Here is a 14,383-nt window from a genome sequence, read left to right on the forward strand (position 1 = left end):
GGAAAACTGTGCTCGGCGCAGCGGTGGTCGCGTTGTTGTCAGGTTTGCTTGTGGCGGTGGGGAATTCCCCCGCATCCGCCGTCAACGAGGACTGTCGCCCCGACGGTCTGTACCGCGCCGGTGGGGTCGACGCGCCGTACTGCCAGGTCTACGACACCGAAGGCAGGGAGAAGCTCGGCGCGGGCGTCAACCGCCGCGTGATCGGCTACTTCACCGGGTGGCGGCACGGCAAGAACAACCAGCCCGCCTACCTGGTCAACAACATCCCCTGGACCAACGTCACGCACATCAACTACGCCTTCGCGCACGTCGACGAGCAGAACCGGATCTCCGTGGGCGCGCAGAACGCGAACAACCCCGCCACCGGCATGGAGTGGCCGGGGGTCGCGGGTGCGGAGATGGATCCGGCGTTGCCGTACAAGGGGCACTTCAACCTGCTGACGAAGTACAAGAAGCAGCATCCCGACGTGAAGACGCTGATCTCCGTCGGGGGCTGGGCGGAGACCGGCGGCTACATCAACGAGGCGGGTGACCGCGTCAACAGCGGTGGCTTCTACTCGATGACCACCAACGCCGACAACAGCGTGAACACCGCTGGTATCAACGCGTTTGCCGACTCCACCGTGCAGTTCCTGCGCACCTACGGCTTCAACGGCGTCGACATCGACTACGAGTACCCGACCTCCAACAACGACGCGGGCAACCCGTTGGACTTCCAGCTGGCCAACGCGCGACGGGCCGGACTCAACCGCAGTTACCAGGTTCTGATGAAGACGTTGCGCGAGAAGTTGGACGCGGCAGCGGCGGCCGACGGCAAGTACTACATGCTGACCGTCGCCGCCCCCGCTTCCGGCTGGCTGCTGCGCGGCATGGAGGTCTCGCAGGCCACCAGGTACCTGGACTACGTCAACATCATGTCCTACGACCTGCACGGCGCGTGGAACAAGTTCGTCGGCCCCAACGCCTCGCTCTACGACGACGGCAAGGACGCTGAGCTGGCCGCGGGCGGGGTCTACGGGGCTCCGCAGTACGGCGGAATCGGCTACCTCAACACGGACTGGGCCTACCACTACTTCCGTGGCGGTGTCCAGAGTGGACGGATCAACATCGGTGTCCCGTTCTACAGCCGCGGTCACCGCAACGTGGTCGGTGGGACCAACGGCCTCTGGGGCACCGCGGTCGGCTCGAACTGCCCGCAAGGCCTGACCGCCTGTGGTGACGGTGCGCGCGGCATCGACAACATCTGGCACGACAAGGAGAACGGCAAGGAGCTCGGTGCAGGTTCGAACCCGTTGTGGCACACGAAGAACCTGGAGCGCGGGATCGCGGGGAGCTACATCGGGCAGTACGGGCTCGACCCGGCGAACGACCCCGAGGACAAGCTGACCGGGACCTACACGCCGCACTACGACAGCACTCTTGTCGCGCCTTGGCTGTGGAACAACGACAAGAAGGTCTTCCTGTCCACTGAGGACGAACGCTCCATCGGGGCGAAGGCGGACTACGTCGCGAACAAGGGCATCGGCGGCATCATGATCTGGGAGCTCGCCGGTGACTACGCGTGGAACGCGGCCACGGGCGAGAACTACATCGGCAACACGCTCACCACGGTGATCAAGCAGAAGTTCGCGGCGGCCGGACCCTACGGCAACAAGAAGTCGCCGCAGCCCTCGCCGTCCGAGCGGCTCGACGTCAAGGTCGAGTTCGTCGAGTTCCCGTTGGGGGACAACAACTACCCGATCAGCCCGAAGATGCGGATCACCAACGGCTCCACGCAGACCGTTCCCGGCGGCGCGGAGATCCAGTTCGACTACCCGACCACCGCGCCGCCGACCATGGCGCAGCAGTCCGGGTGGGCGATGTCGGTCATCCGCAGCGACCACACCGGGCCGAACAACATCGGCGGGCTCAAGGGCGACTTCCACCGCGTGTCCATGAAGCTGCCCAGCTGGCAGAGCCTCGCGCCGGGCGCGACCGCCGACGTGGCCCTGAGCTACCAGCTGCCGATCTCCGGGCCGTCGAACTACACGGTGACCTTCGGCGGCAAGACCTACGGCATCACGCAGGACTTCTCCAGGGGTTCAGGCGGCACGAACCCGACCACGACGAGCAACCCGACCACGACGACGACCACGACGACCACGACGAGCAAGCCGCCGGTGTGCTCGGACGCGCCGTGGGACCGCGCCAAGGCGTACTCGGGCGGCAACACCGTCTCGCACGCGGGAAAGAAGTGGCGGGCGAAGTGGTGGACGCAGGGTGAGGAGCCGGGCACCACGGGCGAGTGGGGTGTCTGGGAGTCGCTCGGAGCCTGCTGATTCGTTATGAAGCACGGGCGGCGTTCACTTAACTGGACGCAGTGGGCGCCGCCCGTGCCAGGTACGGTCGCCTCCTCACGACGAGGAGGCTCAATGCGTTGGCGATTCACATCCGGCGCGGTCGCGCTGAGCGCTGTGCTGCTGGCCGGACTGGTGAGCGGGTCGGCCCAAGGTGAGCCGACCGGGTTGGACGCGCTCCGGTTGGATCTCGACCGCATCCTGGCCGCGCCCGAGCTCAACGGCGCGCACTACGGGCTGGTGGTGCGCAAGGCCGTCGGCGGTGAGGTGCTCTACAGCCGCGGCGCCACGGGGCGGCTCAACCCCGCGTCCAACGGAAAGCTGCTCACCTCGGCCGCCGCTCTGGAGACCTTGGGCGCGGGCCACCGTTTCACCACCGAGGTGCTCACCGGCGCCAGGACCGCGGGCGGGGTCGTGCTCGGCGACATCCACCTGCGCGGCACCGGAGACCCCACACTGCGCGAGTCCGACCTGAACTCGCTCGCCGACCAGCTCGTCAGCTCCGGCGTCAAGACCGTCACCGGCCGCGTGGTCGCCGACGACACCTGGTACGACAGCGTCCGCCTCGGCTCCGGCTGGGCGTGGGACGACGAGCCCTTCTACTACGCCGCGGAGATCTCCGCGCTGACCCTCGCGCCCAACTCCGACTTCGACGCGGGAACCGTTCGCCTGCAGGCCCGGCCGGGCCCCGTCGGCAAGCCCGCGCAGATCCAGCTCACCCCGGAGACGAGTGTCGTCACCGTCGACAACCGCACCGTCTCGGCCGCGCCCGGCACTCCGAGCTCGCTCAGCATCGACCGCGAGCACGGCGGCTCCCGGCTCATCGTCACCGGCACCATCGGCGCGCCCGCCGAGGACTACCCCACGGTCGGTGATCCCACCGCCTACGCCGCCGACGTGTTCTCGAAAGCGTTGGCTGCCAAGGGGATCACCGTAGCTCGCAAGGACATCGGCCGAGGCGCGGCGCCGGCGGGGGCGAAGGTGCTCGCGACGCACAGCTCGATGACGCTGGCCGAGCTGATGGTGCCGTTCATGAAGCTGTCCAACAACATGCACGCCGAGTCACTGGTGAAGGCCATGGGGCGCAAGGAAAAGGGTGCCGGGACCTGGGCGGCGGGCACCGAGGTCATGGCGAAGAAGCTCGCGGGCCTGGGAGTTCCCGAGGGCGCCTACCGCATGGTCGACGGCTCCGGACTGTCCAGGATGGACCTCATCACCACCGAGCAGCTCGGGAACCTGTTGGTGGCGGCCCAGAACCGCTCGTGGTTCCCGGCCTGGTACGAGTCGCTGCCGGTCGCGGGCAAGGCGGAGCGCATGGTCGGCGGGACCCTCCGCAACCGGATGAAGGGCACCCCCGCCGAGGGCAACGTGCACGCGAAGACGGGCTCGCTGACCGGCGTCACGGGACTGTCCGGCTACGTCACGGCGGCCACTGGCGAGCGTCTGGTCTTCACCTCGGTGATGAACAACTACCTGACGGCGAAGCTGTCGGGCCTTGAGGACGCGATCGCGATCCGCCTGGCCCACTACGCGGGCGCACAGGACCGGTCGATCGCCACGACCGTCCCCGCTCCGCGCGCGGCGGGCCCGAACCCGCACACCGACCTGGAGTGCACCTGGACCCGCACCTGCTGACACCACCCGCACCGCGGTTTCGCGCTGGATGGGCCCATCCAGCGCGAAACCGGTGGGATCACTCCTCGTCGAGGGTGTCGCGGAGCTTGGCCAGGGTGCGGGACAGCAGCCGGGACACGTGCATCTGGGAGATGCCGACCCGGTCGGCGATCTGGGTCTGGGTCATGTTCCCGAAGAAGCGCAGCACCACGATCGTGCGCTCGCGTTCCGGCAGGCGCTCCAGCAGCGGTTGCAGCGACTCGCGCCGCTCGACGTCCGCCATGCCCTCGTCCTCCTCGCCGAGCGCGTCGCCGAGGGAGACCCCGTCGTTCTCGCCGAGCAGCATGTCGTCGAGGGACGCGCTGCGGTAGGCGTTGGTCGCCTCCAAGCCCTCGAAGACCTCCTCGCGGGAGACGCCGAGGTGCGCGGCGATCTCGCTCGGGGTCGGCGCGCGGCCCATCCGCTGCGACAGCTCACCGACGGCCGCGCTGATCGACAGGTGCATCTCCTTGAGCCGCCGGGGAACCCGGACCGCCCAGCTGGTGTCCCTGAAGTGCCTGCGGACCTCGCCCATGATCGTCGGCACCGCGAAGGACAGGAAGTCCACGCCGCGCTCCGGGTCGAACCGGTCGACGGCGTTGATCAGTCCGAGCGTGGCGACCTGGACCAGGTCCTCCTGGTTCTCGCCGCGGTTGGCGAAGCGGCGCGCGATGTGCTTCGCCACCGGCAGGTGCCCGGTAACCAGCTTGTCCCGCAGCTCCGAGCGCGCGGGGTCGTCCTGGTCGAGCGCGGCGAGCTCGGCGAACACCGGCGTGTACTGCTCGTACCCGCCTTTGGTGGAGGTAGTGCTCTGCTCCGCCTGTGAGCTCACGCGCCGACCACCGTCCCACTCGCCTTAGACAACTCGATGCGCACCAGGTGCCTGCCGTCGCCGGTGGCGGTCGTCGACGCGGTCACCTCGTCGGCCAGCGTGCTCAGCACCCGCCAGCCGAACGTGTCGCGCTTGGGCTCGTGCGGCTCGTCGGCCAGCACGCTGACATCCACGACGACGCGGCCAGCGGTGGGCTGGAACCGGCAGCTCAGGATGCCGCCCGCGGTGGCGACGCCGATCAGCGTCGAGCACGCCTCGTCGACGGCGAGCTTCAGGTCGGCGATGGAGTCAAGGTCGAAGTCCTCCCGCATAGCCAGGTCCGCGGCCACCGCGCGGACGACGGACAGGTGAGCCGCGTTGGCGTTGACCCGCACCTCGATGGGCGCGGCTGCGAGGGTCGGATCGGCCGTCGCGGGCTCGGAAGGGGACACGGTCACTCTGCACCTCGTGGTCGTTCGGGGAAGGCGGGGCTCGTCTACGGCTGTCGATGATCCTCCAGGACCGCCGAAGCCACCGGCATGGGGACGGGCGACTCACACCGTCCCCGGCTTGGTACCCGTTCGTGGCGTCGCCGACACCTGGTTTCGCGACGCGGGGGGCAGGGAAGCCAGGCACGGCAGAACGCAGTACGCACACAGGAGTAACGCAGTACGCACACAGGAGTGAACGATGGTCGCCGAGAGCGCGGAGCCGTCGGCCAGGATCCCGGCGGCGCCGACCGATCCTCCCTGCTGGCCGCCGTCATGACAGCGCGACAGGAGCTCGCGAGGCAGGCGGCGGACCAGCTTGGGCTGGCCGGGATCCGCTTCGCCAAGGGCGTGGTCGCGGGGGACCGGGCGGTGGGCCGGGACTGGCACGACGTGCTGGCCATGGGCGACCGGATCGCCCTGGTCGTCGGCCAGGTGCCGCGGCAGCGCGACGAGGAGTCGGCCCGCGTCGTGGTCGAGCGGTTGCGCGGGGTGATCACCGCCCAGCTCCTCCACGGCTGCACCGCGGCGGAGACCGTGCTCGCGCTGCACCGCTACGCGGGCTTCGCCGCGGAGGCCGCGGGCGCGACGCTCTGCCTCGCCGTCTTCGAGCCCGCGACCCGGAGCGTGCGGTGCGCCTCGGCGGGCCACCCCGGCGTACTGGTGATCACCGAGCACGGCGTCATCCGCCAGCTCGTCGGAAGCCGCAGCGGCCCGCTGGCGACGGGATATCCCGCCAGGGCACGGGAGGCGCTGGAGACCGTGGGGGAGCGGGAGACCGTCTTGCTGTACTCGACCGAACTCGGGCGCTGTCATCCGGACGTGCGCCTGGAAACCCTTGCCACGTCGGTGGTCGCGGAGACCGGAGCGGACCCGCGTGCCCTGTGCGAGCGGCTCACCGGGCGGCTGTCGTGCTCGCCGGACGCCGGTGACGCCGTGGCCCTCGTCTTCACCCCGACCCGTGTTCCCGTCGGCCCGTTCGCGCTCAGCTTCCCGGCCGAGGCCGGGCGGCTGTCCGCGCTGCGGCACGAGCTGGCCGACTGGCTCGGCAGGGTCGGAGTGTCCGAAGAGGACACTTTCGCCTTCGTGCTCGCCGTCGGCGAGGCCGCGGCCAACTCGATCGAGCACGGCTACCGGTCCGACAGCGCGACCGGAACGATCACCGTCACCGCGGAGTCCGGTGCGGGCGGCGCGACCCGGGTCACCGTCTCCGACGACGGGCACTGGCGGTACCCGCCGCTCACCGACCACAGCAGGGGACGCGGGCTGCTGATCATGCGCGAGTCCATGGACGAGGTGCTCGTCCACCGCGGCGCGCACGGCACCGTGGTGACCCTGTGCAAACGCCCGAGCAGCCGCGCCGACCGCAACGGCCAGTGCGACCCCGGCGGCTACGAGGTCCGCGTGCGCCAGGTCGAGGGCGCCGTCCGCGTCGAGCTCGGCGGGGAGCTGCCAGCCTCGGTCGCGCCCGCGTTGCGCAAGAGCCTGCTGACGGCCGCCAGGGGCGGTGTCTTCCCGCTGCGGCTCGACCTCTCCGATGTCGGCCGGGACACCGAGGGTCTCGTGCTCGCCTTGTTCTCGGTGGCCGACGCCGCTGCCGCCGCCGGTCAGCCCCTGGTACTGGCCGCCCCCGACCCCAGTCCCGTGCGCGAGGCGCTGGCAACGGCGGGCCTGCACCGGATCGCCCGCGTGACAGACATCCTGGAGACCGCCTCATGACCACCCCCGACATCGAAGAGCACGTCGAGGGACCACCGCTGCGCATCGCCATGGTCTCCCTCGACGACGGCCCCGCCGGACACGAGGGACCCGACCGCCCTGCCGCGCTGTCCCCGGCGGGGCCGCACGTCGCCGCGCTCGCCACCGCCATGGCCGAGGCCGGGCACGCGGTGACCGTCTACGTCCGGGCCACCGCGCCCGGGCTGGACCCCAGAGCCACGGCCGGGCCGGGGCTGGAGGTCGTGCGCCTGCCCGCGGGGCCGCCGCGTGAGCTGGCCTCGAACGACCTCCTGGAACACCTCGGCGAGTTCGGCGGGCACCTGGCCGCGCACTGGACCCGGCACCGTCCCGACGTCGTGCACGCGCACTACTGGTCGGCGGGCGTGGCGTCGGTGCTGGCCGCCCGCGAGGCCAAAGTGCCGGTGGTGCAGACGTTCCAGGCCCTGGGCGCGATCGGTGGCCGCCGCGGTGTCCCCGCGCAGCGGCCCAAGCTGGAGCGTCTGGTGGGCCGTGAGGCCGTGCGGGTCGCGGCGACCAGCTCGACGGAGGCCGACGAGCTGATCCGGCGGGGGGTCTCCCGCGCGATGATCTCCGTGGTGCCCTGCGGGGTGGACCCCGAGCGCTTCACCCCGCAGGGGCCCGCGGCGGAGCGCGGCACGCGGTACCGGCTGGTCTCCGTCGGGGACCTGGTGCCGCACAAGGGTTTCGACACCACCGTGCGCGCGTTGCGGGCGCTGCCGGAGACCGAGCTGGTGATCGCGGGCGGCCCCGCTCCAGCCGAGCTGCCCCACGATCCCGAGGCGCGGCGGCTGTTCGCGCTCGCCCGCCGGGAGGGTGTCACCGACCGCGTGCACCTGCTCGGACGAGTGGCCGACGCGGAGCTGCCCGCGCTGCTGCGTTCGGCGGACGCGCTGGTCTGCTGCCCGTCGGCCGAGCCGCTCGGGCTGGTCGTGCTGGAGGCCATGGCCTGCGAGGTCGCCGTGGTGGCCAGCGAGGTGGGCGGCCTCGTCGACATGGTGATCGACGGTGTGACCGGGCGGCTGGTGCCGCCGCGGGACCCCGACTCGCTGGCCAGGGCGCTCGCCCCGCTGCTCGCAGACCCGGTGACCGCCCAGTCCTACGGCGCCGCCGGACGGGACCGGGTGCGCGCCAGGTACTCCTGGGACCGGGTGGCCGAGGACACCGTGCGGGTCTACCGGCAGGCGGTCGGGGAGTTCGCCGCGCTCTGACGGCGGTTTGTCCGCCGTCGGCCCCGGGAACTCCCCGAAAGTGGACAGGCCGACCGTCCGTGGACGGTCGGCCCGATCGTGGGCACCGCGCCGCGTGAGCGCGCAGGTGCGTTTTGTTGTGTATCCGCATCCCTCCGGGGTGAAACCCGATGATGCGGAATTAGGCCGCTAGTGCCTCACTGACGCTGGGAAAAGTACTGAAGACGTCACCCAGTCCGGTGACAGTGAGCGGGCGTTGCACGGATCGGTTCGCGCTCACGAGGCAGAAGCCGACGCCGTGGTCCTCGGCGAAGTGCTGGCAGTCCACGAGCGCGGCGAGGCCGCTGGATCCCAGGAAGCTCACCCGGCTCAGGTCGAGCACGACCCGACTGTTCTTTCCGGCGAGCTGCTCGTCCAGCGCACTGCGCAACAGCGGCGTGGTGAACATGTCGATCTCACCGCTGACCCCGAGCACCACTGTGCCGGCCGAAGGAGTGAGCACGGACAGCTCGATCAGCTGGTCCGCTTGCGGTGCGGCGAGGTCGGGCATGTCGGGGAGCAGTGACTCCGTGTGGTTCACGGTGTGGATGTGGTTCTCGGCCACGTTTCCTCCTCCGTCGTGTTAGAGGGGACGGAAGGGGTACGGCGATGGGGGCGTCGCGTCTCGAACGCTTCGCGCCACCGGCCTAGAGGATGGGCGCACGGCCCCTCCGACCACGGCTGTCTTTCAACCGCTGTGCAACCCACCGTAGAGACCTCCGTCCTCGCGCACAACCGGTCTGCGTCCGTCCGTGGGACCCCGGGCGGTTTGGCAAGGGACGGAACGGGCATTGAACTGAGTGGTGCGCATTTCCGCACCTCTCGCCCGCCTCTGGAGGTGAACCGTGACCGTGTCCCTCCGAGTGCCCTCGCCGCGTCCGTCACCGGCCCTGCCCCTGCTGTCCGAGCCGTTTCCGTCGCACGTGGACTGGACGGAGCTCAGCCGGATTCTGGTTGTACGACCGGGCAATCTCGGCGATGCGCTGATGTTGGCGCCCGCGCTGCGCGCGCTGCGGCAAGCCGCTCCCGGCAGCCGCGTCGACCTGCTGACCTCGCCGTCGGGCGCCGCCGTTCGCGAGCTCCTCTCGGTGCTCGACGGCGTGGTTGTCGGTACGCCGTCCTGGTACGACCGTTCGACCGCCCCGCGCGAGGACGTCCGTCGCTCGGCACGGCAGGAGCAAGCGCTGATCGGCACACTGACCAGCCGCGGCTACGACGCGATGATCGTCTTCACCTCGGCGGCCCAGTCCCCGTGGGCCGCGGCGCACGCCGGGCTGCTGGCCGGGATCGGTGTCCGGGCGGTGCACTCGGCGGAGACCGGAGGCGTGGTCGCCTCGCACTGCGTCCCGCCGCCGGAGGGACCGACGCACCAGGTGGACCGGACGCTGCATCTGTTGCACGGCCTGGGAGTTCCGGCGAAGGGCACCGTCGTCCGCATCGACCTGCCGGAACGCGCGCGTGCCGCCGCCGACGTCGTGCTCACCGGGACGACAGGCGCGTTCTCGGTGCTCACGCCGGGATGTACTCGAAACGAACTCCGTTATCCCGCAGCGGGTTTCGCCGCCACGGCCGCGTTGCTCGCCGATGCCGGGCTCCCGGTGCTCGTGACGGGTTCCCCGCGCGAATGCGAGCTGATCGCCGAGGTCGTCGGGCGCGCCCGCCACCCCGGCGTGCGCGCACTGGAACCGGTCGGCGTCGCGGTGCTGGCAGCCGTGATCAGCCGCGCGGAAGTGTTGGTCGGCAACGACTCCGGGCCGATGCACCTGGCCGACGCGGTGGGCACCCCGGTGGCGATCGCCTACGGCGGCACGGGCCGCGGTGACGACACCAGGCCGAGATCCGTGCGGGCGCAGCTGGTGCGCGGAACCTCGTCATGTCTGGACATCGCGCCCGCCGACCTGGCGGCAGCGGCCAGATCCGTGCTCCGCCCCGCCTCACTCCTCCTGCCGTAGGAGGGCTCCGCGAACCTCGCCGCCGCCGCGTCGACCCCGTGCCACGGTCTGTGCGCGTTGGACCGGCCGACATGATCGGAGTTTTCGCGTTTTGTCACCTTGATGCGCAAAAGAGCGCTCTCATTTCGCGTTAAGGCTCCACAACGCGAAACGAGGGCGCCGGGTGCGGGCTCCGGGCGAGGTGGTGTCGCTACGTGCGGGCCACGGCCTATGGGTCGCGGTGCACCGGCGTGGTGTCGTGCGTGTCGGCAGGGGAGGAGACCTCCGGCAGCTTCTTGGTCAGCAGCTTGGCCTCGGACGCCTCGGTCTCGGACTCCGCGCGGACCTGCCACTGCTCCCGCTCGGCGTCGGCGCGCAGCTTCCGCGCCGCCTTGTCCATCTCCAGCCGCCGCCAGTTCCGCCGTTCCCGGCCGGTCATCTTCGCGGGCCACAGCTGCTGGATGGCGTTGTTCAGGTGCGCGCCGAGCACGATCGCCAGCCCGATGAAGAACGCGAAGAGCAGGAACGCGATCGGTGTCGCCAGCGCGCCGTAGGTGAAGCCGGTGCTGCTGATCGAGCTGATGTAGAGCCGCAGCACGGTCGCGGAGATCAGGAAGAACACCATCGCCAGGACCGCGCCGGGCAGCCCGCGGTGCCACGGCAGCTTCCTGGGCAGCGCGAGCTTGTACAGCGTGGTCAGCGCGAGCACCAGCAGCACGGCGGTGCCCGGGTAGTAGAACCTGCCGACCCACAGCTCCACGGTGGGCTGCCAGGTGACGGGGAACAGCGTGGGCAGCCACTCCGGGCCGAGCGCGAACACCGGCAGCCCGATGATCAGCAGGATCAGCGTGACCAGGTAGAGCAGCAGCGCCAGGATCCGCTGCCAGACGATGTTGCGCACCCCGTACTGCTCGTGCGCCACGGTGATCGCGTCGATGAAGGACGCGGTGGCCGAGGAGCCCGCCCACAGCGAGATCAGGAAGCCGATCGAGACGACCTCGCCCTGCCCCTTGGTCAGCATCTCCTGGACGGTCGGGCCGATGATCCCGTCGACCACGTTCGGCGTGAAGATCTTGCCGGCGAAGGCGAGGATGCGGTTCTGGACGGCGCCGACCACCTCGGAGCCGAACCACTCGGCGACGTAGCCGATGCTGCCGAGCAGGCCGAGCAGCAGCGGGGGCAGGGACAGCGTCTGCCAGAAGGCGGCCTCGGCCGCCTCGGAGAAGATGTTGTCGTGCCAGGCCTTGCCCATCATCAGCGACAGCAGCCGCCGCAGGCCGCGCCGCTGCCCCGGGCCCCCGGTGGCGTCGGCCGACTGGTTTTCGACAGGCGCGTTCATGTCCGGACCAGCATGCTCCATGCTGTCCGCCGGAGCATCACAGGGCCGGGAAACCGGAGTGTCGCGTGTCGCTTTTCGCGGCCGGGACTCCCGTTCCGGTCCGCCCCACCCCGGCGGCCGATGTAGGCTTCCTGGCGCCCTCGTCGCTTGCAAGAGCGGAGGGCGTTCGCATGTTCAGGACGCGGGCGGAAGGAACGGACAGCACGTGACCGTAACCGAGTCGACCGTCGCCGAACGCCTGTCCACCGCGGAGTTCCGGCCGCTGCGCGCCTGGCAGCGACGGGCGCTGACCAAGTACCTCACCGCCCGCCCGCAGGACTTCCTCGCGGTGGCGACGCCGGGCGCGGGCAAGACCACCTTCGGCCTGCGCGTCGCCGCGGAGCTGCTCGCCGACCGCACGGTCGAGGCGGTCACCATCGTCACGCCGACCGAGCACCTCAAGCACCAGTGGGCCTCGGCTGCGGCGGCCGTCGGCATCGCCATCGACTCCAACTTCCGCAACGGCGCTGGCACCACCTCGCGGGACTACCACGGCGTCGCGGTCACCTACGCGCAGATCGCCGCCCACCCGACGCTGCACCGCGTGCGCACCGAGAACCGCAAGACGCTGGTCATCCTCGACGAGGTGCACCACGCGGGCGACGCGAAGTCCTGGGGTGACGCGGTGCGCGAGGCGTGCACGCCCGCCGTCCGCCGCCTCGCGCTGACCGGAACCCCGTTCCGCAGCGATGACACCCCGATCCCGTTCATCAACTACGAGCCGGACGCCGCGGGCTTCGAGCGCAGTCGCGCCGACCACTCCTACGGCTACTCCGACGCGCTGCGCGACGGCGTGGTCCGTCCCGTGATCTTCATGGCCTACTCCGGCGAGGCGACCTGGCGCAACAACGCAGGTGAGGAGTTCAGCGCCCGCCTCGGCGAGCCCCTGGACGCCGAGCAGACCGCCAGGGCCTGGCGCACCGCGCTGGACCCCAACGGCGAGTGGATGCCCTCGGTGCTCAAGGCGGCGCACATCCGGCTCACCCAGATGCGCAACGGCGGCGTCCCGGACGCGGGCGGCCTGGTGATCGCCACCGACCACGAGACGGCCAAGGCCTACGCCAGGCAGCTGGAGCTGATCACCGGCAAGCCGCCGACGGTCGTGCTCTCCGACGACCCCAAGGCCTCCGGCCGCATCAAGGAGTTCTCCGACGGCGACGAGGAGTGGATGGTCGCGGTCCGCATGGTCTCCGAGGGCGTCGACGTGCCCCGTCTCGCCGTCGGCGTCTACGCGACCAGCGCCTCCACCCCGCTGTTCTTCGCCCAGGCCATCGGGCGCTTCGTGCGGGCGCGCCGCGCCGGTGAGACGGCCAACGTCTTCCTGCCCAGCGTTCCGGTGCTGCTGGAGCTGGCCAGTCAGCTGGAGGCCGAGCGCGACCACGTGCTCGGCAAGCCGCACCGCGAGAAGGAGGGCTGGGAGGACGAGCTCCTGGCCCAGGCCAACCAGCAGCAGGACGAGCCGGGCGAGGAGGAGAAGGCGTTCACCGCGCTGGGCGCCTCCGCCGAGCTGGACCAGGTGATCTACGACGGCTCCTCCTTCGGCACCGCGGCGCTCGCCGGGACCGACGAGGAGCAGGAGTACCTGGGCCTGCCCGGCCTGCTCGCCCCGGACCAGGTCCGCGACCTGCTCCGCCAGCGTCAGCAGCAGCAGCTGGCCAACGCCGCGCGCAAGCGCAAGGACAAGGCCGCCCAGCAGCAGGAGGCGGCCCCACCGCCGCCCCGCCCGCAGTCGGTCCAGGAGCGCATCACCGCGCTGCGCAAGGAGCTCAACACGCTGGTGGCCCTGCACCACCACCGCACCCGCAAACCGCACGGCATGATCCACTCCGAGCTGCGCAAGAAGTGCGGTGGCCCGCCGACCCCGATGGCCTCGATGGAGCACCTCGAAGAGCGCATCGCCACCCTCCGCTCCTGGTAGCCGCCTTCGGCGCTCCCTGAAGGTGATTGGCATTCGGGTGAACGTGTACACCCGAATGGAAAGGTTCTGATCTGACCTTGAGGGCGGCGGGTGGCCGGGCCACGGTCGGCGACCATGAACCTCACTCGTCTGGGTGCAGCGCTCTTCGTGGCGCTCACCGCGGCCGGGGTGGGCGCCGCGCCGCTCGCCTCCGCCGCTCCCGCCTCCGCAGACCTGGACTTCTCCGTCGCCCCGCCCTACTCCGGGTGGGAGCTGCGGCACGAGAACCCCACGCAGCCGACCGTCAAGGACGGCGTGATCAGCTTCGACGAGCGGACCCAGCTCACCATCGCGGAGGGCTCGCCGTGGCTGGCGGTGAGCAACGCGCGCGGCTGGGCCGTGCACACCCGGCTGCGGGTCGACCCGTCCACGCCCGCCGCGCCGGAGTGCGCCAAGGAGCTGACCGGTCACGGCGGCCAGGTCGGCTTGGTGATCTCCGACGGCGCCGTCCCGACCATTCTCGGGCTCAACAAGGACCGCCTCTGCCTCAAGACGCTGGACCGCGCGATCAACCTGCCGATGGACACCACCGACCGCGTGCACTCCTACCGCGTCGAGGGCAAGGGCGCCCAGATCCGGGTGCTCGTCGACGGCCGCGAGGTGGTCGGACTCAAGGACTGGTCGTGCCAGCTGCACGGCGAGCGGTGTGAGCCCGCCCCGATGGTCATGCTCGGCACCTCGGACCTGACCAAGGCTCATGTTGATCATCTGGGCCTTACCGTCGAGTAGCTCTTCGGTCCGTCCCGAAGGGCAACGTCGCAGGTGAGCGCTCTCACGGGCGCTCACCTGCGCTTCTCTGAGTGATCAAAAACCTTCACGTTTCGCCGATTCGTGTGACATTTCGGTTACCTGGCCGTAGCGAA

11 protein-coding genes are annotated in these 14,383 nt (G+C 70.6%); 7 read left to right on the plus strand and 4 right to left on the minus strand.

Annotated features, from left to right (window positions below):
- Window positions 1-50: 50 nt before the first annotated feature.
- Both ACFFQA_RS04905 and dacB read left to right on the plus strand, forming a co-directional pair.
- Window positions 51-2,318: a chitinase C-terminal domain-containing protein gene (locus ACFFQA_RS04905; protein ID WP_377850490.1), complete on the plus strand. Its 2,268-nt coding sequence runs from the start codon at window positions 51-53 to the stop codon at window positions 2,316-2,318.
- A gap of 93 nt (window positions 2,319-2,411) precedes the next feature.
- Entirely contained in the window at window positions 2,412-3,971 is a 1,560-nt protein-coding gene (dacB, locus tag ACFFQA_RS04910) for a D-alanyl-D-alanine carboxypeptidase/D-alanyl-D-alanine endopeptidase (RefSeq protein ID WP_377850407.1), read from the plus strand.
- Window positions 3,972-4,029: 58 nt separating this feature from the next.
- Here the strand turns inward: dacB and ACFFQA_RS04915 are convergent, their stop codons facing one another.
- Complete coding sequence (locus ACFFQA_RS04915; protein ID WP_377850408.1) at window positions 4,030-4,821, minus strand: SigB/SigF/SigG family RNA polymerase sigma factor; 792 nt, start codon at window positions 4,819-4,821, stop codon at window positions 4,030-4,032.
- A complete protein-coding gene (locus tag ACFFQA_RS04920) occupies window positions 4,818-5,258 on the minus strand; it encodes an ATP-binding protein (protein ID WP_377850409.1) in 441 nt (146 codons plus the stop codon). The genes ACFFQA_RS04915 and ACFFQA_RS04920 overlap by 4 nt, the downstream gene beginning before the upstream one ends.
- Window positions 5,259-5,483: 225 nt before the next feature.
- On the opposite strand from ACFFQA_RS04920, the gene ACFFQA_RS04925 reads away from it, so the two are divergent.
- On the plus strand, window positions 5,484-7,007 hold the full coding sequence (locus ACFFQA_RS04925) for an ATP-binding protein (protein ID WP_377850410.1): 1,524 nt from the start codon (window positions 5,484-5,486) through the stop codon (window positions 7,005-7,007).
- Between the two features lie 38 nt (window positions 7,008-7,045).
- A complete protein-coding gene (locus ACFFQA_RS04930) occupies window positions 7,046-8,236 on the plus strand; it encodes a glycosyltransferase (protein WP_377850491.1) in 1,191 nt (396 codons plus the stop codon).
- Window positions 8,237-8,396: 160 nt separating this feature from the next.
- On the opposite strand, the gene ACFFQA_RS04935 is transcribed toward ACFFQA_RS04930, so the two are convergent.
- Complete coding sequence (locus tag ACFFQA_RS04935) at window positions 8,397-8,819, minus strand: STAS domain-containing protein (RefSeq protein ID WP_377850411.1); 423 nt, start codon at window positions 8,817-8,819, stop codon at window positions 8,397-8,399.
- 280 nt (window positions 8,820-9,099) lie between these two features.
- Between ACFFQA_RS04935 and ACFFQA_RS04940 the strand changes: the two genes are divergently transcribed.
- A complete protein-coding gene (locus ACFFQA_RS04940) occupies window positions 9,100-10,206 on the plus strand; it encodes a glycosyltransferase family 9 protein (protein WP_377850412.1) in 1,107 nt (368 codons plus the stop codon).
- A gap of 208 nt (window positions 10,207-10,414) precedes the next feature.
- On the opposite strand, the gene ACFFQA_RS04945 is transcribed toward ACFFQA_RS04940, so the two are convergent.
- On the minus strand, window positions 10,415-11,524 hold the full coding sequence (locus ACFFQA_RS04945) for a YihY/virulence factor BrkB family protein (RefSeq protein WP_377850413.1): 1,110 nt from the start codon (window positions 11,522-11,524) through the stop codon (window positions 10,415-10,417).
- Between the two features lie 205 nt (window positions 11,525-11,729).
- Here ACFFQA_RS04945 and ACFFQA_RS04950 point away from each other — a divergent pair, with 205 nt between their 5' ends.
- Window positions 11,730-13,481, plus strand: coding sequence for a DEAD/DEAH box helicase (locus ACFFQA_RS04950; RefSeq protein WP_377850414.1), 1,752 nt, complete (start codon window positions 11,730-11,732; stop codon window positions 13,479-13,481).
- A gap of 114 nt (window positions 13,482-13,595) precedes the next feature.
- The gene (locus tag ACFFQA_RS04955) at window positions 13,596-14,249 is read left to right on the plus strand and encodes a hypothetical protein (protein ID WP_377850415.1); all 654 of its coding nucleotides are present in this window, start codon (window positions 13,596-13,598) and stop codon (window positions 14,247-14,249) included.
- Window positions 14,250-14,383: the final 134 nt, after the last annotated feature.

The organism is Allokutzneria oryzae (assembly GCF_042429765.1).
In the GTDB taxonomy this organism is placed as follows: Bacteria; Actinomycetota; Actinomycetes; order Mycobacteriales; family Pseudonocardiaceae; genus Allokutzneria; species Allokutzneria oryzae.

What these genes read in the sequence shown, in the direction of transcription:
- dacB (WP_377850407.1), top strand. Translation starts at nt 2,412, where the DNA reads ATGCGTTGGCGATTCACATCCGGCGCGGTCGCGCTGAGCGCTGTGCTG.
- ACFFQA_RS04945 (WP_377850413.1), bottom strand. Translation starts at nt 11,524, where the DNA reads ATGAACGCGCCTGTCGAAAACCAGTCGGCCGACGCCACCGGGGGCCCG.
- ACFFQA_RS04955 (WP_377850415.1), top strand. Translation starts at nt 13,596, where the DNA reads ATGAACCTCACTCGTCTGGGTGCAGCGCTCTTCGTGGCGCTCACCGCG.